Raw genomic sequence first — 18,441 nt, 5'->3', positions numbered from 1 at the left:
CTCGATCAACGCCCACTGAGCATCCGAGAGCAACTGAAACCGCGACACGACCAGCAGCATCCCAGCCGCCAAACACTAAATTTGTCAGACACGCCCTAGGTCGTGCCTGACGCCCGAACCGAAACCGGCCATGACAGACGGCCGCCGGTCCGGGACACTGGCCGCGTGACGCTACTGCTGAACGTGATCTGGTTCGTGCTCGCGGGCTTCTGGCTGGCCGTGGGCTACCTGGTCGCCGGGATCGTGTGCTGCATCCTCATCGTGACGATTCCGTTCGGACTGGCATCCTTCCGCATCGCCGGGTACGCGCTGTGGCCGTTCGGCCGCACCGTGACCGAACGGCGCGGAGCCGGTGTGCCGTCGCTGATCGGCAACGTGCTGTGGGTGCTGTGCGGGGGCTGGTGGCTCGCGCTCATCCACCTGTTCACGGGGCTGTTGCTGTGCATCACGATCATCGGACTTCCCCTGGGGGTGGCCAACATCAAGCTCGTCCCCGTCGCCCTGGTGCCGCTGGGCAGGGAGATCGTGCCGATTCGCTGACCGTCAGCCGTGCGGCACCGCGACGTCGACCACGACGGGCCGGTGGTCCGACGCCGTCGCGGCGAGGTCGGTGTCCGGCACGGACGCCGTGCGCACGTCCACCTCGTCGGACACCGCGGCGTAGTCGATCCGTTTCTCCGGTTCGGCGACGGGATACGTCCGCCCGTCCCCTGCGCCCGCGACCGCGAACGCGTCCCGCAACTGCGTCCACAGTGGAGCGATCTCGGGCGCGTCCGGCTCGGCATTGAAGTCGCCCAGCATGATCTGCGCTCCGTCTCCGTCCATGATGTCGAGCGTCTCGGCGACCTGCGTGGCGCGCACGTCCGGTTCGGGCCGGTAGTCGAGGTGGGTCGAGTAGACGTGCACGAGCGCGCCCCTGGCACGCACGACGACCTCCGCGAACCCCGGCATCGGCTGCGGGCCCGCCTCCGGGTCCTGTGTGGACAGCCGGGTCAGCTCGTGGTTGGTGAACTCGGCGATCGGGTAGCGCGACAGCACCGCGGTGCCGTACTCCCGGCGCGGCTGTCCCGGCTCGGCGGGTTCGAGCGAGTAGATGGGGGCGAACCGGGCGTGCATGCCGAGGCGCTGTCCGAGTTCGTCGACGACCGCGCGGTACTCACTTCGGCTGTCCCAGTGCTGATCGGCCTCCTGCAGCGCGACGACGTCGGCGCCGGTCTCGGCGATGGCCGCGGCCGTGCGGTCGAGGTCGAAGACGTCGTCGGCGCCGATGCCCGCGTGGATGTTGTACGTCGCGACCCGCAGCGGCACCGGCGGCGGAGCGGCCTGCGCGGCGGGGGTGAGCCCCACGACGAGGGCGGCGGTGGCCAAGGCGGTGACGAGACGTCTCATCGGCGGACTCTCCTGCGCTCGGGCGCTGCCGATCGGCAGCGCGGTGCAGCGTGAGCGTAGGCACCACCGCCCGCACGGGCCAACCACCGGCAGGTGAACACAGCCGGACGCCGTACGGAACGCCGGCGGGGTCAGTCCTCGGGCACGTAGGGCAGCGACACGACCAGACAGGGCCCGCCCGCGAACAGACCCGCGTCGATGCCGAGGACCCGGCCGCCTGCGTAGAGGTACGGCTGCTCGATGTCCACGGGGTGGATGCCCAACTGGTCGGCGATGACGCTGTGCCCGTGCACGATGCGTTCGCCGCCGAGTTCGTCGAGCAGCGACTCCGCCGCCTCGACACCGTGTGGGCCGCGGAAGGCGTAGCGCGTGGTCATCCGTCGCCACACCTCCCACCAGCGCGACAGGTCGTCACCGGCCAGCACGTCGTGCACCGTCTCGTTGATCTTCTCGACCGACGATCCCCACTCGAGGTATTCGAGGGTGTCCGAGTGCATCAGCAGGTGCTCGCCGGTGTGGGCGAGCAGCGGGCGCGTGCTGAGCCATTCGACGAGGTCGTCGGTCAGCGCCTCCTGGTCGGACGCCTGGCCGCCGTTGATCTCCCAGCTACGGGCGAAGCTTCGCGGGCCGAAATCGGACGGCACGTCCGTGTCGCCGAAGCGGTGCACGCCGAGCAGGAGGATCTCGTGGTTGCCCAGGAGCGTCTCGACGCAGCCGCCCGCGTCGGCCGCCTGTCGCTGCAGCTCGCGGACCAGCGTGATCGCGCCGATCCCGTCGGGGCCACGGTCGACGAAGTCCCCGAGGAACCACAGCGTCGCCGTCCCGCCGGACCAGTTGTCGGCGTCGTCGATGAGCCCGTGCTCACGTAGCTCGTCGGCCAGTTCGTCACGGTGCCCGTGCACGTCACCGACGACGAACGTGGAATCGGACATCACCCTTCGACTTTACGCCCTCCGCGGGCGTCGACGCCGGTCAGCCCGCTCCGAACGGATCGGCCGTGCGCCCCACGAGATCGGCGATCGTGTCGACGATCAGTGTCGGCTTGAACGGGTACCGGTCGGCCGACTCGCGGGTGGAGATGCCGGAGAGCACGAGCACCGTCTTCAGGCCGGCCTCGATGCCCGAGTGGACGTCGGTGTCCATCCGGTCGCCGATCATGATCGTGTTCTCCGAGTGGGCACCCAGCGACCGCAGCGCCGACCGCATCATCAGCGGGTTGGGCTTGCCGACGTAGTAGGGCGACTTGCCGGTGGCGCGTTCGATCAGCGCCGCGATCGACCCGGTGGCGGGCAGCAGACCTTCGCGGCTCGGCCCGGTCGGGTCCGGGTTCGTGGCGATGAACCGCGCGCCGCGCTCGATGAGCCGGATGGCGCGGGTGATGGCGGTGAAGCTGTACGTACGGGTCTCGCCGAGCACGACGTAGTCCGGGTCGGTCTCGGTGAGGATGTAACCGGCCTCGTGCAGCGCGGTGGTCAGCCCCGCCTCGCCGATGACGAAGGCCGAACCGCCGGGACGCTGGTCCTGGAGGAACTTCGCCGTCGCCAGCGCCGAGGTCCAGATCGCCGACTCCGGCACGTCCAGACCACTGTGCAGCAGGCGGGCACGCAGATCGCGTGGCGTGTAGATCGAGTTGTTCGTCAGCACAAGGAACCCCGCGCCGGACGAACGGAGCTCGGTCAGGAACTCGTCCGCGCCCGGCACGAGATGTTCCTCGTGCACGAGCACGCCGTCCATGTCGGTGAGGTACGTCCAGGGGGCGTTCGACTCGGCAGCCATGTGCCCCACCTTATGACTCGGCGTCCGCGCGCGGTGAGTCCGCGGCCGGGTGGATCGCCACGGCGGTCGCCTTGACCTCGAGCCGGACGGGCGTTCCCGGTTCGAGGCCCAGGTCGGCGACCGACGCGGGGGTGAGGTCGGCCGCAACGCCGTCCCACCCCGCGGCGCGCAGCCGCACCACCGCGCCGTGGGGTTCGAGCGAGCCGACGCGGGCGTCGACGACGTTGCGGGGGCTGCCCGTGTGCGGTGCGCCCGCGGGGTGCACGGCCACGGCGCCCGGGGCGAACACCGCCACGGCGGGCTCACCCGCGACGCAGTCGTCGGCGGGGATGCCGGCGACGAACCTGCCGCCGGGGGTACGCAGTCCGTCCTGCTCCGCCGTGCCGGTGACGAGGTTCAGACCGGCGATCCGCGCGGTGAACGCCGTGCGCGGGGCGGAAAGGACCTCCTTGACGGGTCCGCTCTCGACGATGCGCCCCTCCGACAGCACCACCACGTCGTCGGCGAGCGCGAGCGCGTCGAGCGGATCGTGCGTGACCAGCACCGCCGACCGCGCGGCCCCGTCCGGTTCACCCACGTCCCCACCGGGCAGGCCGCCCCTGAGCACCTTGCGCAGCAGCCCACGGATCGCCGGTGCGGCGTCGACGTCCAGCGCCGACAACGGTTCGTCGAGCAGCAGCAGCCGCGGCCGTCCCGCCAACGCCCTGGCGATGGCCACCCGCTGTGCCTGCCCACCCGACAACTGCGCCGGTTTGCGCTCCGCGAACTCGGCCGCCCCCACCTCCTTCAACCACGCGCGCGCGTACGCGTGCGCGTGGTTGCGCGCAAGGCCCTGCGACCGCGGACCGAACGCGACGTTCTCCAGCACCGACAGATGCGGCAGCAGCAAGGCGTCCTGGGCGAGCAGTCCGACCCCGCGGTCGTGAACGGGCACGTGCGCCCCTGGCACGCGGTTCAACGTCCTGCCCCGGAGTGCGATCTCGCCGCGTTCCGGGGTGATCAACCCGGCCAGGCAGCCGAGCAACGTCGACTTGCCGGAACCGTTCGGTCCCAGCACGGCCAGGACCCTGCCCTCGGGCACGTCGAAGGCCACGTCGAGCCGGAACCGGCCCCGCGTCACCGCGACGTCGACGTGCAGATCCGTCCCCTGGCCGCGGGGCAGCTCCCGGGTCATCGGTCGAACGCCTTCGGCCTGGCCACCGCGATCACGACCACGGCGACGACGATCAACAGCAGCGACAGGGCCACGGCGCTGTCGATGTCGGCCTCCGACTGGGCGTACACCTCGAGCGGAAGTGTGCGGGTCACGCCCTCGAGGCTGCCCGCGAACGTGATCGTGGCGCCGAACTCGCCCAGCGCCCTGGCGAAGCTCAGCACCGCCCCCGAACCGAGCGCGGGCAGCAGCAGCGGAACCGTCACGCGCCGGAACACCGTCCACGGCCGGGCGCCGAGCGTGGCGGCGACGAGCTCGTACCGCTGCCCGCCCGCACGCACCGCGCCTTCGAGGCTGACCACGAGGAACGGCATCGCGACGAACGTCTGCGCGATCACCACGGCCGTCGTGGTGAACGGCACCCGCACCCCGCCGACGACGTCCACCAGGTACCCGAGGAAACCGTTGCGGCCCAGCAGGAACAACAGGGCGAGCCCGCCCACGACCGGAGGGAGCACGAGTGGCAGCAACACCACCGCACGGACCAGGCGCACCGCACGACCCCGCGCCCGAGCCAGCACGACCGCCAGCGGCACCCCGAGCACCACGCACGCGACCGTGGATGCCGCGGCCGTCACCAACGACAGTCGCAACGCGCTGAGCGCCGCCTGCGACGTCAGCAGCTCCGGCAGGCGGGCGTAGTCGGTGCGGGCGAGCAGTCCGGCGACGGGCAGCACGACCAACGCGAGCGCGACCCCCGCCGGGATCCACAGCACCCACGGGAGCGCGGGATTCCCGCCGCGGCGGACCCGCGGCGTCCGCGCGGAGTCACGGCGCGCCAAAACCGGCCTTCGCCAACGCGTCACGTCCCGCCTTCCCGAGCACGAGGTCGCGGAACTCCGCTGCGAGCTCGGGGTGCTCGGCATAGGCCGACACCGCGATCGGATAGCGGTTCAGCGCCCGCTCGGCCTCGGGAACACGTACCTCGCGCACCTTGTCCCCGTCCGACCGCACGTCCGTGGCGTACACCAGGCCGGCGTCCGCCTCGCCGATGACGACCTTGTGCAGCACGTCCTTGACGTCCTGTTCCTCACTGGCCGGGTTCAGCGACGTGCCCGTGATGCGCTCGAGCTCGCCCGTGGCATTGCCGCACGGCACCTGCGGCTGGCACACGACGACGGTGACGTCTCCGCCCGCGAGGTCGGCGAACGACTCGATCCCGCCGGGATTGTCGTGCGGCACGGCGATCGTGAGGCGGTTCGTGGCGAACGTGCGCGGCTCACCGTCCATGTCGCCGGCCACCTCGTCCATGGTGTCGGTGTCGGCCGAGGCGAACACGTCGGCGGGGGCGCCCTCGGCGATCTGCTGGCCCAGCTTGGACGAGCCGGCCAGGTTGAGGCGCACGTCGACGTCCGGGTGCCTGCGTTCGAAGACCTTCTCCAGCTCCCCGAACGACTCGGTGAGCGAGGCCGCGGCGAACACGTTGAGCGTCGTCCGCTCGGAACCACCCGCCGAACACGCCCCCGTGGCCAGCAACACCCCGCTGGTCACCACGGCCGTCACGACGCTCAGCACGCGCGCGCCCGCACCCCGCGTCCTGCGTACCGGCCTTGCCCACCAGGTCATCGCGTGCCTCCCGGGGTCTCGACGATCACCTGCGTCGCCTTCACCACGGCCACGGCGAGTGCGCCGGGACGCAGCCCCAGCTCCTCGACCGCCTCCGAACTCATCAGCGAGACCACCCTGTGCGGCCCGCACTGCACCTCGACCTGCGCCATCACGGTGTCGGCGACGACGTTCGTCACCAGCCCCACGAACCGGTTGCGCGCCGAACGGCCGACGGCGGTCGGATCGGCCGACTCCGCCGTGCGGTCCTCTTCGGACGATTTCACGGCCTGTCTGCGGGCGAACGCCGCGAGTTCCGCGCCGTCCACCACCTTGCGTCCGGCGGAGTCCTCGCCCGCGTCCAGGTGGCCGGAACGCACCCATCGCCGGATCGTGTCGTCACTGACGCCCATCAAACGGGCTGCCTCGGAGAACCGAAACTGCGGCATGGATCGCACGTTATCTCCGCATCTGCGAAAGCACCATGGCCGTGTTCCGATTCGTTGCGCTCGCGATCTCACGCACCGTCGGTCCCCGGCACTAGGCTGGAGCGCAATGGCAGCTGAGCAGGTGGGACCGACGATGACCCCGACGGATTCGGCCTCGAGCCGTGCGGTGAACCTCGGCACGCCGACGGTGCCCGGTGCACGTTCGGCGGCGGCGTCGCAGCCGCGACCGGACAACCCGGCCCTGATCGACACGTTCGGCAGGGTCGCCACCGACCTGCGCGTGTCACTGACCGACCGGTGCAACCTGCGCTGCAGCTACTGCATGCCCGCGGAGGGGCTCGAGTGGATGCCCGGCGACGAGGTGCTCAGCGACGACGAGCTCGTCCGGCTCATGGACATCGCGGTGCGAATGCTCGGCGTCACCGACATCCGGCTGACCGGCGGCGAACCGCTGTTGCGTCCCCGGCTCGAGGACCTCGTCGCGCGCATCACCGCCCTTGAGCCGCGGCCACGCCTGTCGATGACGACCAACGGCATCGGCTTCGCCAAGCGGGCACAGGCCTTCGCCGACGCGGGACTCGACCGCATCAACGTCTCGCTCGACTCGGTGGACCGGGAGACGTTCGAACGCATTACGCGCCGCGACCGGCTTCCGCACGTCCTCGACGCTCTCGCCGCGGCCCGCGCGGCGGGCCTGGACCCGGTGAAGATCAACGCGGTGCTCATCCGCGATCTCAACGACCACCAGGCGACCGATCTGCTCCGATTCGCCCTCGAAGGCGGCTACCACCTGCGCTTCATCGAGCAGATGCCGCTCGACGCCCAGCACGGCTGGGACCGGGCCAACATGATCACCGCCGACGAGATCCTCGAACTGCTGTCGGCCGAGTTCACCCTGACGCCGAGCCCTGCCGAGCGCGGTGGAGCACCCGCAGAGCGGTGGCTCGTGGACGGCGGACCTGCCGAGGTCGGCGTGATCCCGTCGGTGACGAGGCCGTTCTGCGCCGCGTGCGAACGCACCCGCCTCACCGCCGACGGCGCCGTGCGCTCCTGCTTGTTCAGCTCCGACGAGACGGACCTGAGGCTGCTGCTGCGCGGCGGCGCGAGCGACGAGGACATCGCGAACACGTGGCGCGAGACGATGTGGGGCAAACTCGCGGGCCACGAGATCAACGAGGCCGGCTTCGCCCAGCCGCTCCGGCCGATGAGCTCGATCGGAGGCTGACCGCGTGACCGTGGCCGTGACGACCGTGCGCGTGCGCTACTTCGCCTCCGCCCGCGCCGCCCGCGGGGCCGAGACCGAGGACCTGCAGCTCCCGGAGGGTGCGACGGTGGCCGACGCGGTGGCCACTCTCCGCGCACGTCATCCCGGCCCGCTCGCGCGAATCCTCGACGCCGCCAGCTTCCTCGTGGACGGAGTGGCCGTCCGCGACAAGACCAAGCCGTTACCCGCTGACACGGAACTGGACGTGCTGCCGCCGTTCGCGGGCGGCTGACGAACACGTCGTCCAGACCTGACCGCGTTCGGTCCCCTGCGTCGCGCCGCGACACACGGAGGCGGACCGGCGCGTGCGCGCGCGGTGCACGCAGCCGGTACGGACCACGACCGACCGTGGCCGGCTTCGCAGGCAGGCCCACGGCCTCGGCTCGTCCGAACCACCGGAACGTCCTCCCCACATCGGGTGTTACCGGCGGTTCGCCTCCCTGTCACACAATGGCCCACTCGGCGGCAGAACCGGCCGTCCGGCGGCGCAGGATCACGGCATCGGTGTCCGGTTCGTCGTTTTCCCACGGCCTCGAGTGGCCTCTACGAACGGCCCATTCGCGCCAAAATGACGTGACACAAGCCTCACGAAGAGTGAAAGATCTCGGAACGGAAACGGCCGCATAACGCGCCGCTGACCAGGAACGACGGTGTGATCGCAAAAGGTTGCACGCCGTTACTGTGACCTACGACACATACTCGAAAATTTCCGATCAGCCATCTCGTTACGTACCGTCGCATCTCGGTTGGCCCCGACCGACCACGAGCAAGACCGGGATTCCGACGCGCCGAACCCAGTCCGCGGGATCCCGGACCCGACCCCGAGCGAAAGAACTTCCGGACTGGGACGAGAGGGAACGGAGCCGAACCCGCGGCCCGTTGCCGGTCTCCCGAAGGCCGGCCAGGCTGATGAGGCCTGCCCTGCTCCACGTACGGCGCGGAAGGCGAGACTGAGTCGAAAATGGCTTATCGAGGCAAGCACCGTAAGTCCTCCTCCGCTTCCCGCACCCTCGCCCGCGTGGCTGTCGCGGGCCTGGCCGTGGGCGCGCCCCTGGCTCTGTCTGCGGCCCCCGCGCAGGCCCAGAGCGTGAACTGGGACGCGATCGCCGAGTGCGAGAGCAGCGGCAACTGGAGCACCAACACGGGCAACGGCTACTACGGTGGCCTGCAGTTCTCCCAGAGCACCTGGGAGGCCTACGGCGGCAGCGGCAACCCGGCCGACGCCTCCCGCGAGGAGCAGATCGCCGTCGCCGAGCGCACCCTTGAGGGCCAGGGCATCGGCGCCTGGCCGGTCTGCGGCGCCCAGGGCAGCTCCAGCGCGAGCTACGAGGGCTCCAACACCGGTGGCAGCGCCGAGCAGGCCCCGGTCGAGGAGGAGGCGCCCGTCGAGGAGGCCCCGGTCGAGGAGACCGCGCCCGCCCCGGCGCCCGCGCCGGTCGCCAAGTCCAACCCGGACGGTGACTACAAGGTCAAGCAGGGCGACACGCTCAGCAAGATCGCCAAGAAGAAGAACGTCGACGGCGGCTTCCAGGAGCTGCTCGACCTCAACGACGGCTTCATCTCCAACGCCGACTTCATCGTCGTCGGCCAGAAGATCGCCACCAAGTGATCTGAAGCCTGCTACGTATCCGCCAGGCGCGGATGCCGTCCGGGTGCTCGCACCCGGACGGCACGTAGGGCCCCACCGTGTCCCCCGGACGGTGGGGCCCTACGCCTTTTTCTGACCTTAATGAGCCGACGGCCTCGTGCGAATGTCAGTGGGCGCACTCGCCCGGACGGACGAATCGGGCGAGCGCACCAGTACTCCGGCGCCAGGTTCTCTCAGGGCTGTGGCGTCAGGGCTGTGGCGTCAGGGGCTGTTGACCCACTCGTCGGAGCCGTCCCCGAACCACTGGTGCTTCCACACCGGCAGCCTGGCCTTGACCTCGTCGACCAGGTCCGAACAGGTCGCGAACGCCTCGCCGCGGTGTTCGGCCGCGACCGCGCACGCCAGCGCCACATCGCCGATCTCGAGGGCGCCCACGCGGTGGCTGACCGCCACGGCCCGCACGCCCGCGCGGCGCTTCGCCACCTCGGCGACCACCTCCGCCAGCACGGTGCCCGCCGTCGGGTGTCCCTCGTAGTACAGCGACGTCACGGTCCTGCCGCCGTCGTGGTCGCGGACCACCCCGCCGAAGGTCACCACGGCACCGGCCGCGTCGTCCCCCACGAGTTCGGCGTGCTCGTCGACCAACAACGGTTCCTCGGTGACGTCGGCGCGCAGGATGCGCGCCGCTGCCGTGTCGCTGTCGGTTCCGGCCACCGCGGGGCCCGTCTCGGCTTCGCCGCGCACGTGATCGCCTCCTCGGATCTGCTCGACGGCGTGGTCGAGCACCTTCTCCAGCACGCCGAGTCCGTCCTTGACGCCACCGGTCGACCCGGGAAGGTTCACGACCAGGGTTCGCCCGGCCACGCCTGCGACTCCGCGCGAGAGCATCGCCGTCGGCACCACGTCGGCGCCCGCGGCACGCACGGCGTCCGCCAGGCCGGGGATCTCGTGATCGAGCACGTTCCGCGTCGCCTCGGGCGTGCGGTCGGTCGGCGAGATGCCCGTGCCGCCCGTCGTGACGACCACGTCGACCTCGTCGGCCAGACAGCCGCGCAACGCGCGCTCCACCGGATCCCCGTCGCCGACCACGAGCGGCGCGGGCGTGGTGTAGCCGCGCTCGGTCAGCCACGCCACGATCACCGGGCCGGTCCGGTCCTCGTACACGCCCGTCGACGCGCGGTTCGACGCGACGATGACCCGTGCCGTGCCGCTCATCGGTCACCGCCCGCGTCGTCGGAACCGGAGACAGCGGCTTCGACATCACCCGACTCGGCCGGCCTGCGCCAGGTGCCGGTCTTGCCACCGTCCTTGGCCTCGAGGCGTACCTCGTCGAGCGTGGCCGCCGGGTCGACCGCCTTGATCATGTCGTGCAGGGCGAGCCCGGCGACCGTGACGGCCGTGAGTGCCTCCATCTCGACGCCGGTGCGGTCGCTCGTCCGCGCCATGCCCTCGATGCGCACCGCGTCGGTCTCGAGTTCGAAGGTGACGTCGACCTTCGTCAGCGCGATCTGGTGGCACAGCGGGATGAGCTCGGACGTCTTCTTCGCGCCCATCACGCCCGCGATCCGGGCCGTGGCCAGCGCATCGCCCTTGGGCAGACCACCGCTGGAGATCAGGTTCACGACCTCCCCGGTGGTCCGCATGCGCCCACTGGCGACGGCGGTGCGGGCGGTGACGTCCTTGGCCGACACGTCGACCATGCGGGCGTGGCCTGCCTCGTCGACGTGGCTGAGTTCACTCGCTGGCTTGCTCACACCGTGAGGCTACTTCGCCGGTCAGCCTTTCGTCTCCGCCACCGCCGCCGAACGCACCGCCTCGGCCACGGCGGGAGCGACCGCGGCGTCGAACACGCTGGGCACGATGAACGACGCGTTGAGCCGGTCGTCGACGACGTCGGCCACGGCGTTCGCGGCGGCCAGGAGCATGTCGTCGTCGATGTCGCGGGCCTGGGCGTCCAGCAGTCCACGGAAGACGCCGGGGAAGGCCAGCACGTTGTTGATCTGGTTGGGGTAGTCGCTGCGCCCGGTGGCGACGACGGCCGCGTGCTGCTGGGCCTCGATCGGATCGATCTCCGGGTCGGGGTTGGCCAGCGCGAACACGACCGGGTCGTCGTTCATCGTCGCGACCTGCTCGGCACCGAACAGATTCGGCGCCGACACCCCGATGAAGACGTCGGCACCGGCGAGTGCGTCGTGCAACGTGCCCGTCTTGCCCTCGGCGTTGGTGTGCTCGGCGACCCACCGCAGGTTCGGGTCCATCCCGTCACGTCCGGTGTGGACGATGCCGTCGATGTCGACGGCCACGACGTCGGCCGGGTTCTTCCGCAGCAGCAGGCGGATGATCGCCGAACCGGCGGCGCCGACGCCACTGACCACGACGCGGCAGTTCTCGATGTCCTTGTCGACCACCCGCAGCGCGTTGCGCAGTGCGGCCATCACGACGATGGCGGTGCCGTGCTGGTCGTCGTGGAACACTGGGATGTCCAGCTGCTCCCGCAGCCGCGCCTCGATCTCGAAGCACCGCGGCGCGGCGATGTCCTCGAGGTTGACCCCCGCGTACACGGGCGCGAGCGCGCGCACGGTGCGGATGATCTCCTCGGTGTCCTGGGTGTCCAGGCAGACCGGCCAGGCGTCGACGCCCGCGAACTTCTTGAACAGTGCCGCCTTGCCCTCCATGACGGGAAGTGCGGCACCGGGGCCGATGTTGCCGAGGCCCAGCACCGCGGACCCGTCGGTGACGACGGCGACGGTGTTGCGCTTGATCGTCAGCCTGCGCGCGTCCTCGGGGTTCGCGGCGATGGCCTGGCACACGCGCGCGACACCGGGCGTGTAGGCCCTGGACAGATCGTCTCGGTTGCGCAGTGCGACCTTGGGGCTGACCTCGAGCTTGCCGCCGAGGTGCATGAGGAACGTGCGGTCGGAGACCTTGCGCACCTCGACGCCGGGAAGGGCGTTGAGCGCGCTGGTGATGTCGTCGGCGTGGTCGGCCGAGGCGACGTTGGCCGTGATGTCGACGACGATGGCGTCGGCGTGCGACTCGACGACGTCGAAGGCCGTCAGCACACCACCGACCTTGCCCACCGCGGTCGTGAGATCCCCGGCCGCGCTGGCCGACGGCGGTGCGTCGACTCGAACGGTGATCGAATATCCCGGGCCGGGAACCGGCATGGCGCTACCCCCGTGAGGTCGGACAGACGAGCTGAATGCACCCGCAACACTAGTCGCGTGGCGGGCGTCACCGAGCCCCGACGGGGTGACTGACCAGTAACTTCGCACTGGTCAGCACCGCGTGTTCCCCGGCGGTCAGGCGCGCTTGTTGATCTCGGTCTCGGGGTGCTCGTACGGCACGGTCTCGAGCGGGAACGTCATCTCGCCGTACGGGGAGAGCGCGCCCTGCCGGTCGGCGGCCAGTTCGGTCACGGGGTGGCCGTCCTCGACCTGCGGCCACGCCGGGTCGATCCGGTGGTTCTTCCGCTCGCTGGCCTTCGCCACGTCGTCCTCCATCAATCCGCGAACCTGCATGCCGACTACCGGGGACGGCACCGCCGTGCCCGCTACGACTCCAACACAGTGTGCCCGATGCGGGAAGCCGGAAGATATCCTGGTCACGATGCCCGCCCTCGCTCTCGCGGACTGGTTGCGCACACTGTCCGACGAACGTCTGGCCTCGTTGCTGCGCGCGCGACGCGACCTGGCGACCCCGCCCCCTTCCGACTCCTCGGTGCTCGCCACCCGTGCGAGCACGCCGGGGTCCATCGCCAGGGCGTGCGAACAGCTCGACTCCGCCACGCTGTCGACGTACGAGGCACTGGTGGTCCTGGACGCGGAGACCGAACCGGTCACCCGTGCACGGTTGGACTCCCTGTTGGGCGGCCGGCCCGCGCTGGACCGGCTGTTCGAGCTCGCGCTGGCGTGGGACGACCCGGACTCCGGCGAGATCCAGGTGCCGCCGGGCGCGCGGGAGACGTTCGGACCGTTCCCGGCAGGCCTCGGCGCATCGGTGCCCGCACTGGCCGGCACGGACGTGGACGCGCTCGGCCTCGGCGACGACGAGCACGCACTGCTGCGCACCCTGGCTGCGGGACCGCCGATCGGCAGGACGAAGGACGCGGCGGCCGATGTGCCGTTCGAGCGCGCCGAGACGCCGGTGCAGAAGCTGCTCGCCCGCGGGCTGTTGATCCGCAGGGACTCCGGCACGGTGGAGCTGCCGCGTGAGCTGGGCATCGCACTGCGGGGCGGAACGATCCACTCACAGGACGCGCTGACCGAACCCGAACTGCCGGTGCATCCGCACGAGCAGTCCACAGTGGACGAGACGGCCGCCGGCGAGGCGATGGAACTGCTCCGGCACACCGAGGCGCTGCTGCGGTCGTGGTCGGACACCCCTTCGCCCGTGCTCAAGGCTGGTGGCCTGGGCGTGCGCGAGGTGAAACGGCTCGCCAAGGACCTCGACGTCGGCGAGGAACGGTTGGCCCTGCTGGCCGAGCTCGTCGTCGGCGCGGGCCTCGTGGTCGCCAGCAACGAGACCACGCCCGAGTGGGTACCGACCACGCTGACCGACTCGTGGCTGTCGTCCCCGCCCGCGATCCGGTGGATGACGCTGGCCCAGGCGTGGCTGGAGCTGCCCCGCCTGCCCGGACTGGCAGGCAGGCGGGACGACAAGGACAAGGCGCTGGCCGCGCTGTCCGAGGAGCTGCGCAGGCCGAACGCCCCGATGCTCCGTCGCCGGGTGTTGTCGACCCTCGCGGAACTGCCGGGAGGTGCCGGCGTCAAGAGCGTCGACGAGCTCGTCGCCCACCTGGCCTGGCACGCGCCGCGCCGCGGCGGACGGCTCCGCGACGACATCGTGCGCTGGACCATGTCGGAAGGATCGGCACTCGGCATGGTGGGCCTCGGCGCCATCACGTCGGCCGCCGCGGCGCTCGTCGAGGACGATCCGCACACGGCGGCCAGTGCGATGGCCGACGCCATGCCCACGCCCGTCGACCAGGTCCTCGTCCAGGCCGACCTGACCGTGGTCGCTCCCGGACCGCTCGAGGCCGACCTGGCCACGGAGATCACGACGGTCGCCGACGTCGAGTCTGCGGGACACGCGACGGTCTACCGCGTCACCGAGGCCTCCGTCCGGCGGGCGCTCGACACCGGGCGCACCGCCGACGACCTGCACGAACTGTTCCGCACCCGCTCGGCGACGCCCGTTCCCCAGGGGTTGACGTACCTCATCGACGACGTCGCCCGCAGGCACGGCAGGCTGCGGGGCGGGGCGGCGGCAGCCTTCCTGCGCTGCGACGACGAGGTGCTGATCGCCGAGGTGATGGCACACCAGGTCGCGGGTGACTACGAACTGCGCAGGATCGCCCCGACCGTGCTCGTCAGCCCGTACCCACTGGGTGAGCTGCTCGAGGCGCTCCGCGGAGCCGGGTTCACGCCCGCCGCCGAGGGACCCGACGGGCGGATCCTCGACCTGCGTCCCAGCGGCCGGCGCGTGCCTGCCCAACGCCGGCCGGCCGCGCGCACCTCGCACGCGCCCGCTCCCATCAGCGACGAGCAGGTCTCGGCCGTGCTGGCCCACATCAGGGCGGGCGACCGGGCGGCCACCACCCGGCGTGGAACGACGGTCCGCCTGCCCGCGGGCGGCGGATCGGACACGTCGGCGACGATGGCGCTACTGGCCCAGGCCACGCGCGAACAGCGTGAGGTGTGGATCGGGTTCGTCGACTCCCACGGCACCGCGACCCAGCGCGTCGTCACGCCGGTGCGGGTCGGCGGCGGCATCCTCGAGGGTTCCGATAACGAGCGCTACCCGCTGCACCGCATCACCTCCGCCGCCCTGGTCGAAGCCTGAACGGGCGCAGGCGTCAGAGGGCCTTTAGACCTTCCAGGATCCGCTCCATGAAGGCCTGCGACGAGCGGTCGCCCAACAGCATGCCCGGGCGCTGGATCGTCACCGCTCCGGCGTCGGCCAGGTCGGAGACCATGACCTTCACGACCCCCAGCGGAAGTCGGGCGTAGGCGGCGATCTCGGCGACCGACTTGACCTCGACGCACAGGTCGCAGATGAACCGCTGCACCGTGGTCGCGACCGCCCCGGCCGCCATCGCGCCCGCCACGTCGTAGGTCGACACGAGCGATTCCAGCTGCAGATCCGTCGCGGGCCGGACCCGTCCACCGGTGCGCGCGTAGGGACGCACGAGCGACCGATGCGTGCGCCTCCTCGGCGCGGGCGCCGCCGCACCCTGCCCGGGCTGCACACCCTGCGGAGGCAGCGCCGGCGGGTTCTGCCTGCCACCGGCGTGTGGCCGGTCGTACGGGTTCGCCTCCTGCTGCGGCCATACCTGCTCCGGCGACACCTCCGGCCACGCTTCCTGCGGGAAGGCGTACTGCGGCGGCGAGGGTGGGGGCATGGGTTCGACGCGGGGAATCTGCCGGGGCAGGCTGCCGAGGTCGAACCGATCGGGGGCGTCGTACTCGCGGTCGAACCCCTCGTGGAGGACGTCCCAGTCGGCGGAGTCCCGGTCGTGCATCGGCGTCACCGTGCCCCACCACCGCCGCGGAGCTCCGGCGAGAGCTCCCTTCCGACGCGGTCGACGAGCAGCGCCATCTCGTAGGCGAGCGCGCCGATGTCGGTCGACGGCGCTGCCAGCGCGGCCAGGCACGCACCGTCGCCCACCGACATGAGGAACAGGTAGCCACGGTCCATCTCGACCACAGTCTGGTTGACGTGACCGCCGTTGAACGAGCGCGCCGCGCCGTCGGTCAACGAGACGAGCCCGGAGGCCACGGCCGCGAGCTGATCGGCGCGGTCCTGGGGCAGGCCGTCCGAGGCCGAGAGCAGCAGCCCGTCGGCGGAGACGACCACCGCGTGCGCGGCACCGCGAACACGGCGGACGAAATCGGTGAGCAGCCAGCCGAAATCCCCCTGCTGCCCCGGTTCCGTCACAATCCCTCCTTCGCACGCGCACACACGTACCGGCCGTCAGACTATTAGGCCGGTACTCGACGCTCGACCTCGAACCCCTCACCCGTGTCCGGTTTCACCTGAGCGGCCGCAAGGGGTGCCGGTGTCAACCTGCCTGAAGTGCGCCGGAGTCGTGCGCGATGGCGTGCTGGACCACGGAGATCAGCACCTGCTTGGCCGACTCCCTGTCCCGCGCGTCGCACGCCATGATCGGCACGGACGGCGAGATCGTCAGGGCGTGCCGGACGTCCTCGATGGAGTGGTGCAGCAGCCGATCGAAGCAGTTGATCGCCACGATGTAGGGCAGCTTGCGGTTCTCGAAGAAGTCGATCGAGGGGAACGCGTCGGCGAGTCGCCTCGTGTCGACCAGCACGACCGCGCCGATGGCACCCTTGGCCAGGTCGTCCCACATGAACCAGAACCGGTGCTGGCCCGGCGTGCCGAACACGTACAGCACGAGGTCGGAGTCCAGCGAGATCCGGCCGAAGTCCATGGCGACGGTGGTCGTCGCCTTCTGCGGCGTCGCCGACAGGTCGTCGACCGACACGCTCGCCTCGGTCATCGACGCCTCGGTCGTCAGCGGGTCGATCTCCGACACCGCACCGACCAGCGTCGTCTTCCCGACGCCGAAACCGCCCGCGACCACGATCTTCGTCGACGACGTGGGTCCCGCAGCGGCAGGCGTGGACGGGTCGGAATCAAATTCGCCGAAGGCCACTGAGAACCCTTTCCATGAATTCGATACTGGGCCGGTCGCCCACCATGGCGTTCGTGTTCGGGGAGTGCACCAGCACCAACCCGAGACCGGCTACGTCACCAACAAGAACCCGCACCACGCCGAGCGGCATCTTCAGCAGGGCGGCCACCTCGGCGACCGATCGGGTGTCGAGGCACAGCCCGCAGATGGACTTGTGCTCGGGGACCCGGACACCGTCGAGCCGCCTGCCCCGCTCCGACGTCGAGATCAGTGTCTCGATGGCGAGGTCCTGACTCGGCCGGGTCCGGCCCTTCGTGCGGAAGTACGGCCGCACCAGCCCTGAGCTCTCGGCGGGGGTCTCCTCGGGTATGGGACCCGAACCGCCGAGGTTGATCCGCTCGGCGCCGAACGAGTCGTTCGACGCCTGCCGCGGCACCGGGGACGGCGTGAAACGTCCCTCGCCCCCGCCGACGGCGCGGAACTGGCCGGTGCCGAAGTCCCCGGGTCGGAACTCGCCCGTGTTGTAGCCGCCGCGGGCAGCGCGGTAACCGCTGTCGTAGCCGCCGCCCTCGTACCCGTAGTACTCGTCGCCGTAGTCCCCGTAGTGGCTGTCGTCGTAACGATCGTCGTAGCGGTCCTCGTAACGATCGAGGTCGCGGGCGAAGTCGTTGCGTCCGCTGAGCGACTGCTCGGCGTAGGGCACGTGGTAGCCGCTGTCGAAATCCGGGGAATCGCGCAACGGCGCGTCGTTGGCCGAACGGGACCCGTGCGAGCCGTACAGTTCGGAACCGGGCCCTCCGAGCAGACGCTCGCGGTACTCGGACACACTGAAGTCCGCCGGGTCGCCCGACTCCTCGGACTGGTACAGCCAGTCCCCACCGCGGTCTACGCGCTTGCTGGGACGGATCGGCCGCCACGCCTCGTCGGCGCGCCCGCCGCCCGCGCGGTCGTCCTGCCCGTCCGGCCTGCCGGGTTGTTGGCCCCGGCCCGGCCGACGATCACCTGGTGAGTACCCGGAATCCACGGCGGTCTCCTCGGTGTGTGCTCACTGTCGGCGGATACGTCATCGACTAACTCTGCGCCATGCGTTCTCGGTGGTGAGCTCACCTGCGCGTGCTGCCTTGCAGCTGCGCGCGCAGTTCGGGCGTCATCTGCTGTCCGACTCGGTCCACGAGCAAGGTCATCTCGTACACGACCAAACCGATATCACTGTCCGGCGCACCGAGCACGGCGAGACAGGATCCGTCGGACACCGACATGAGGAACAGGAACCCGTTCGCCATCTCGACCACGGTCTGGGCCACCGGGCCGCCCTCGAAGACCTGCGCCGCACCGCGGGCGAGGGACGTCAGTCCCGAGGCCACCGCGGCGAGCTGGTCGGCCCTGTCCTTGGGCAGCCCCTTCGACGAGGCCAGCAACAGACCGTCCGCGGAGACGACCACGGCGTGCGCGACGCCCGGCACCCGGTGCACGAAGTCCGTGATGAGCCAGGAGAAGCTCCCGGCCTGGCCGGAGTTGCCCTGCCGGGGCGTACCCGGCTGCATCGAACCAGCGCGTGTCAAC

21 protein-coding genes are annotated in these 18,441 nt (G+C 70.8%); 5 read left to right on the top strand and 16 right to left on the bottom strand.

The window, feature by feature from the left end; translation table 11 throughout:
• Positions 1-165 precede the first annotated feature (165 nt).
• Positions 166-540 carry a YccF domain-containing protein gene (locus IF64_RS0113140; protein WP_030532370.1) on the top strand — a complete coding sequence of 125 codons (375 nt, stop codon included), beginning with the start codon at positions 166-168 and terminating at the stop codon, positions 538-540.
• Positions 541-543: 3 nt separating this feature from the next.
• Here the strand turns inward: IF64_RS0113140 and IF64_RS0113135 are convergent, their stop codons facing one another.
• The 7 genes from IF64_RS0113135 to IF64_RS0113105 form a co-directional block, all read right to left on the bottom strand.
• Positions 544-1,389: an endonuclease/exonuclease/phosphatase family protein gene (locus IF64_RS0113135; RefSeq protein WP_084705827.1), complete on the bottom strand. Its 846-nt coding sequence runs from the start codon at positions 1,387-1,389 to the stop codon at positions 544-546.
• Between the two features lie 131 nt (positions 1,390-1,520).
• Positions 1,521-2,321, bottom strand: coding sequence for a metallophosphoesterase (locus IF64_RS0113130; protein WP_030532368.1), 801 nt, complete (start codon positions 2,319-2,321; stop codon positions 1,521-1,523).
• Between the two features lie 40 nt (positions 2,322-2,361).
• Positions 2,362-3,165, bottom strand: coding sequence for an HAD-IIA family hydrolase (locus IF64_RS0113125; protein WP_030532367.1), 804 nt, complete (start codon positions 3,163-3,165; stop codon positions 2,362-2,364).
• A gap of 10 nt (positions 3,166-3,175) precedes the next feature.
• The gene (locus IF64_RS0113120; protein ID WP_051757806.1) at positions 3,176-4,339 is read right to left on the bottom strand and encodes a sulfate/molybdate ABC transporter ATP-binding protein; all 1,164 of its coding nucleotides are present in this window, start codon (positions 4,337-4,339) and stop codon (positions 3,176-3,178) included.
• Complete coding sequence (locus tag IF64_RS0113115) at positions 4,336-5,094, bottom strand: ABC transporter permease (RefSeq protein WP_030532365.1); 759 nt, start codon at positions 5,092-5,094, stop codon at positions 4,336-4,338. Before IF64_RS0113115 ends, IF64_RS0113120 begins: the two co-directional genes overlap by 4 nt.
• Before the next feature lie 52 nt (positions 5,095-5,146).
• Entirely contained in the window at positions 5,147-5,944 is a 798-nt protein-coding gene (modA, locus tag IF64_RS0113110) for a molybdate ABC transporter substrate-binding protein (RefSeq protein ID WP_084705825.1), read from the bottom strand.
• Positions 5,941-6,372 carry a TOBE domain-containing protein gene (locus IF64_RS0113105; RefSeq protein WP_030532363.1) on the bottom strand — a complete coding sequence of 144 codons (432 nt, stop codon included), beginning with the start codon at positions 6,370-6,372 and terminating at the stop codon, positions 5,941-5,943. The genes modA and IF64_RS0113105 overlap by 4 nt, the downstream gene beginning before the upstream one ends.
• A gap of 133 nt (positions 6,373-6,505) precedes the next feature.
• On the opposite strand from IF64_RS0113105, the gene moaA reads away from it, so the two are divergent.
• The 3 genes from moaA (at position 6,506) to IF64_RS0113090 (ending at position 9,245) form a co-directional block, all read left to right on the top strand.
• Positions 6,506-7,597: a GTP 3',8-cyclase MoaA gene (gene moaA / locus IF64_RS0113100; protein ID WP_030532362.1), complete on the top strand. Its 1,092-nt coding sequence runs from the start codon at positions 6,506-6,508 to the stop codon at positions 7,595-7,597.
• A gap of 16 nt (positions 7,598-7,613) precedes the next feature.
• The gene (locus IF64_RS0113095; RefSeq protein WP_030532361.1) at positions 7,614-7,868 is read left to right on the top strand and encodes a MoaD/ThiS family protein; all 255 of its coding nucleotides are present in this window, start codon (positions 7,614-7,616) and stop codon (positions 7,866-7,868) included.
• Positions 7,869-8,597: 729 nt separating this feature from the next.
• Positions 8,598-9,245 (top strand): LysM peptidoglycan-binding domain-containing protein, encoded by a 648-nt coding sequence (locus tag IF64_RS0113090; RefSeq protein WP_030532360.1) that lies wholly within the window; start codon positions 8,598-8,600, stop codon positions 9,243-9,245.
• A gap of 240 nt (positions 9,246-9,485) precedes the next feature.
• On the opposite strand, the gene IF64_RS0113085 is transcribed toward IF64_RS0113090, so the two are convergent.
• From IF64_RS0113085 to IF64_RS0113070, 4 genes are all read right to left on the bottom strand, one after another.
• Complete coding sequence (locus tag IF64_RS0113085) at positions 9,486-10,439, bottom strand: molybdenum cofactor biosynthesis protein MoaE (RefSeq protein ID WP_030532359.1); 954 nt, start codon at positions 10,437-10,439, stop codon at positions 9,486-9,488.
• Complete coding sequence (gene moaC, locus IF64_RS0113080) at positions 10,436-10,978, bottom strand: cyclic pyranopterin monophosphate synthase MoaC (protein ID WP_030532358.1); 543 nt, start codon at positions 10,976-10,978, stop codon at positions 10,436-10,438. The genes IF64_RS0113085 and moaC overlap by 4 nt, the downstream gene beginning before the upstream one ends.
• A 21-nt stretch (positions 10,979-10,999) precedes the next feature.
• Positions 11,000-12,391, bottom strand: coding sequence for an NAD-dependent malic enzyme (locus tag IF64_RS0113075; RefSeq protein ID WP_030532357.1), 1,392 nt, complete (start codon positions 12,389-12,391; stop codon positions 11,000-11,002).
• Positions 12,392-12,526: 135 nt separating this feature from the next.
• On the bottom strand, positions 12,527-12,727 hold the full coding sequence (locus tag IF64_RS0113070; RefSeq protein WP_211252574.1) for a hypothetical protein: 201 nt from the start codon (positions 12,725-12,727) through the stop codon (positions 12,527-12,529).
• Between the two features lie 106 nt (positions 12,728-12,833).
• On the opposite strand from IF64_RS0113070, the gene IF64_RS0113065 reads away from it, so the two are divergent.
• On the top strand, positions 12,834-15,068 hold the full coding sequence (locus tag IF64_RS0113065; RefSeq protein WP_030532355.1) for a helicase-associated domain-containing protein: 2,235 nt from the start codon (positions 12,834-12,836) through the stop codon (positions 15,066-15,068).
• 13 nt (positions 15,069-15,081) lie between these two features.
• Here the strand turns inward: IF64_RS0113065 and IF64_RS0113060 are convergent, their stop codons facing one another.
• The 5 genes from IF64_RS0113060 to IF64_RS0113040 all read right to left on the bottom strand — a co-directional run bounded on the left by IF64_RS0113060 (position 15,082) and on the right by IF64_RS0113040 (position 18,440).
• Entirely contained in the window at positions 15,082-15,747 is a 666-nt protein-coding gene (locus IF64_RS0113060; RefSeq protein WP_030532354.1) for a DUF742 domain-containing protein, read from the bottom strand.
• Between the two features lie 5 nt (positions 15,748-15,752).
• On the bottom strand, positions 15,753-16,163 hold the full coding sequence (locus IF64_RS0113055; protein ID WP_030532353.1) for a roadblock/LC7 domain-containing protein: 411 nt from the start codon (positions 16,161-16,163) through the stop codon (positions 15,753-15,755).
• A gap of 124 nt (positions 16,164-16,287) precedes the next feature.
• A complete protein-coding gene (locus IF64_RS0113050; RefSeq protein ID WP_030532352.1) occupies positions 16,288-16,899 on the bottom strand; it encodes a GTP-binding protein in 612 nt (203 codons plus the stop codon).
• Positions 16,880-17,902 carry a DUF742 domain-containing protein gene (locus tag IF64_RS0113045; protein WP_030532351.1) on the bottom strand — a complete coding sequence of 341 codons (1,023 nt, stop codon included), beginning with the start codon at positions 17,900-17,902 and terminating at the stop codon, positions 16,880-16,882. Before IF64_RS0113045 ends, IF64_RS0113050 begins: the two co-directional genes overlap by 20 nt.
• 79 nt (positions 17,903-17,981) lie before the next feature.
• Complete coding sequence (locus IF64_RS0113040) at positions 17,982-18,440, bottom strand: roadblock/LC7 domain-containing protein (RefSeq protein WP_030532350.1); 459 nt, start codon at positions 18,438-18,440, stop codon at positions 17,982-17,984.
• Position 18,441: the final 1 nt, after the last annotated feature.

Source organism: Prauserella rugosa, from assembly GCF_000719975.1.
GTDB lineage: Bacteria > Actinomycetota > Actinomycetes > Mycobacteriales > Pseudonocardiaceae > Prauserella > Prauserella rugosa.
This window is presented reverse-complemented; position numbering and strand designations above follow the sequence as displayed.

Bases quoted from the DNA above. Each gene is read 5' to 3' on its own strand.
- IF64_RS0113085 (WP_030532359.1), bottom strand. From the start codon at position 10,439: ATGAGCGGCACGGCACGGGTCATCGTCGCGTCGAACCGCGCGTCGACG.
- IF64_RS0113070 (WP_211252574.1), bottom strand. From the start codon at position 12,727: ATGGAGGACGACGTGGCGAAGGCCAGCGAGCGGAAGAACCACCGGATC.
- IF64_RS0113135 (WP_084705827.1), bottom strand. From the start codon at position 1,389: ATGAGACGTCTCGTCACCGCCTTGGCCACCGCCGCCCTCGTCGTGGGG.
- IF64_RS0113065 (WP_030532355.1), top strand. From the start codon at position 12,834: ATGCCCGCCCTCGCTCTCGCGGACTGGTTGCGCACACTGTCCGACGAA.
- IF64_RS0113075 (WP_030532357.1), bottom strand. From the start codon at position 12,391: ATGCCGGTTCCCGGCCCGGGATATTCGATCACCGTTCGAGTCGACGCA.
- IF64_RS0113130 (WP_030532368.1), bottom strand. From the start codon at position 2,321: ATGTCCGATTCCACGTTCGTCGTCGGTGACGTGCACGGGCACCGTGAC.
- IF64_RS0113120 (WP_051757806.1), bottom strand. From the start codon at position 4,339: ATGACCCGGGAGCTGCCCCGCGGCCAGGGGACGGATCTGCACGTCGAC.
- moaA (WP_030532362.1), top strand. From the start codon at position 6,506: ATGACCCCGACGGATTCGGCCTCGAGCCGTGCGGTGAACCTCGGCACG.
- IF64_RS0113090 (WP_030532360.1), top strand. From the start codon at position 8,598: ATGGCTTATCGAGGCAAGCACCGTAAGTCCTCCTCCGCTTCCCGCACC.
- IF64_RS0113105 (WP_030532363.1), bottom strand. From the start codon at position 6,372: ATGCCGCAGTTTCGGTTCTCCGAGGCAGCCCGTTTGATGGGCGTCAGT.
- IF64_RS0113060 (WP_030532354.1), bottom strand. From the start codon at position 15,747: ATGCACGACCGGGACTCCGCCGACTGGGACGTCCTCCACGAGGGGTTC.
- modA (WP_084705825.1), bottom strand. From the start codon at position 5,944: ATGACCTGGTGGGCAAGGCCGGTACGCAGGACGCGGGGTGCGGGCGCG.
- IF64_RS0113125 (WP_030532367.1), bottom strand. From the start codon at position 3,165: ATGGCTGCCGAGTCGAACGCCCCCTGGACGTACCTCACCGACATGGAC.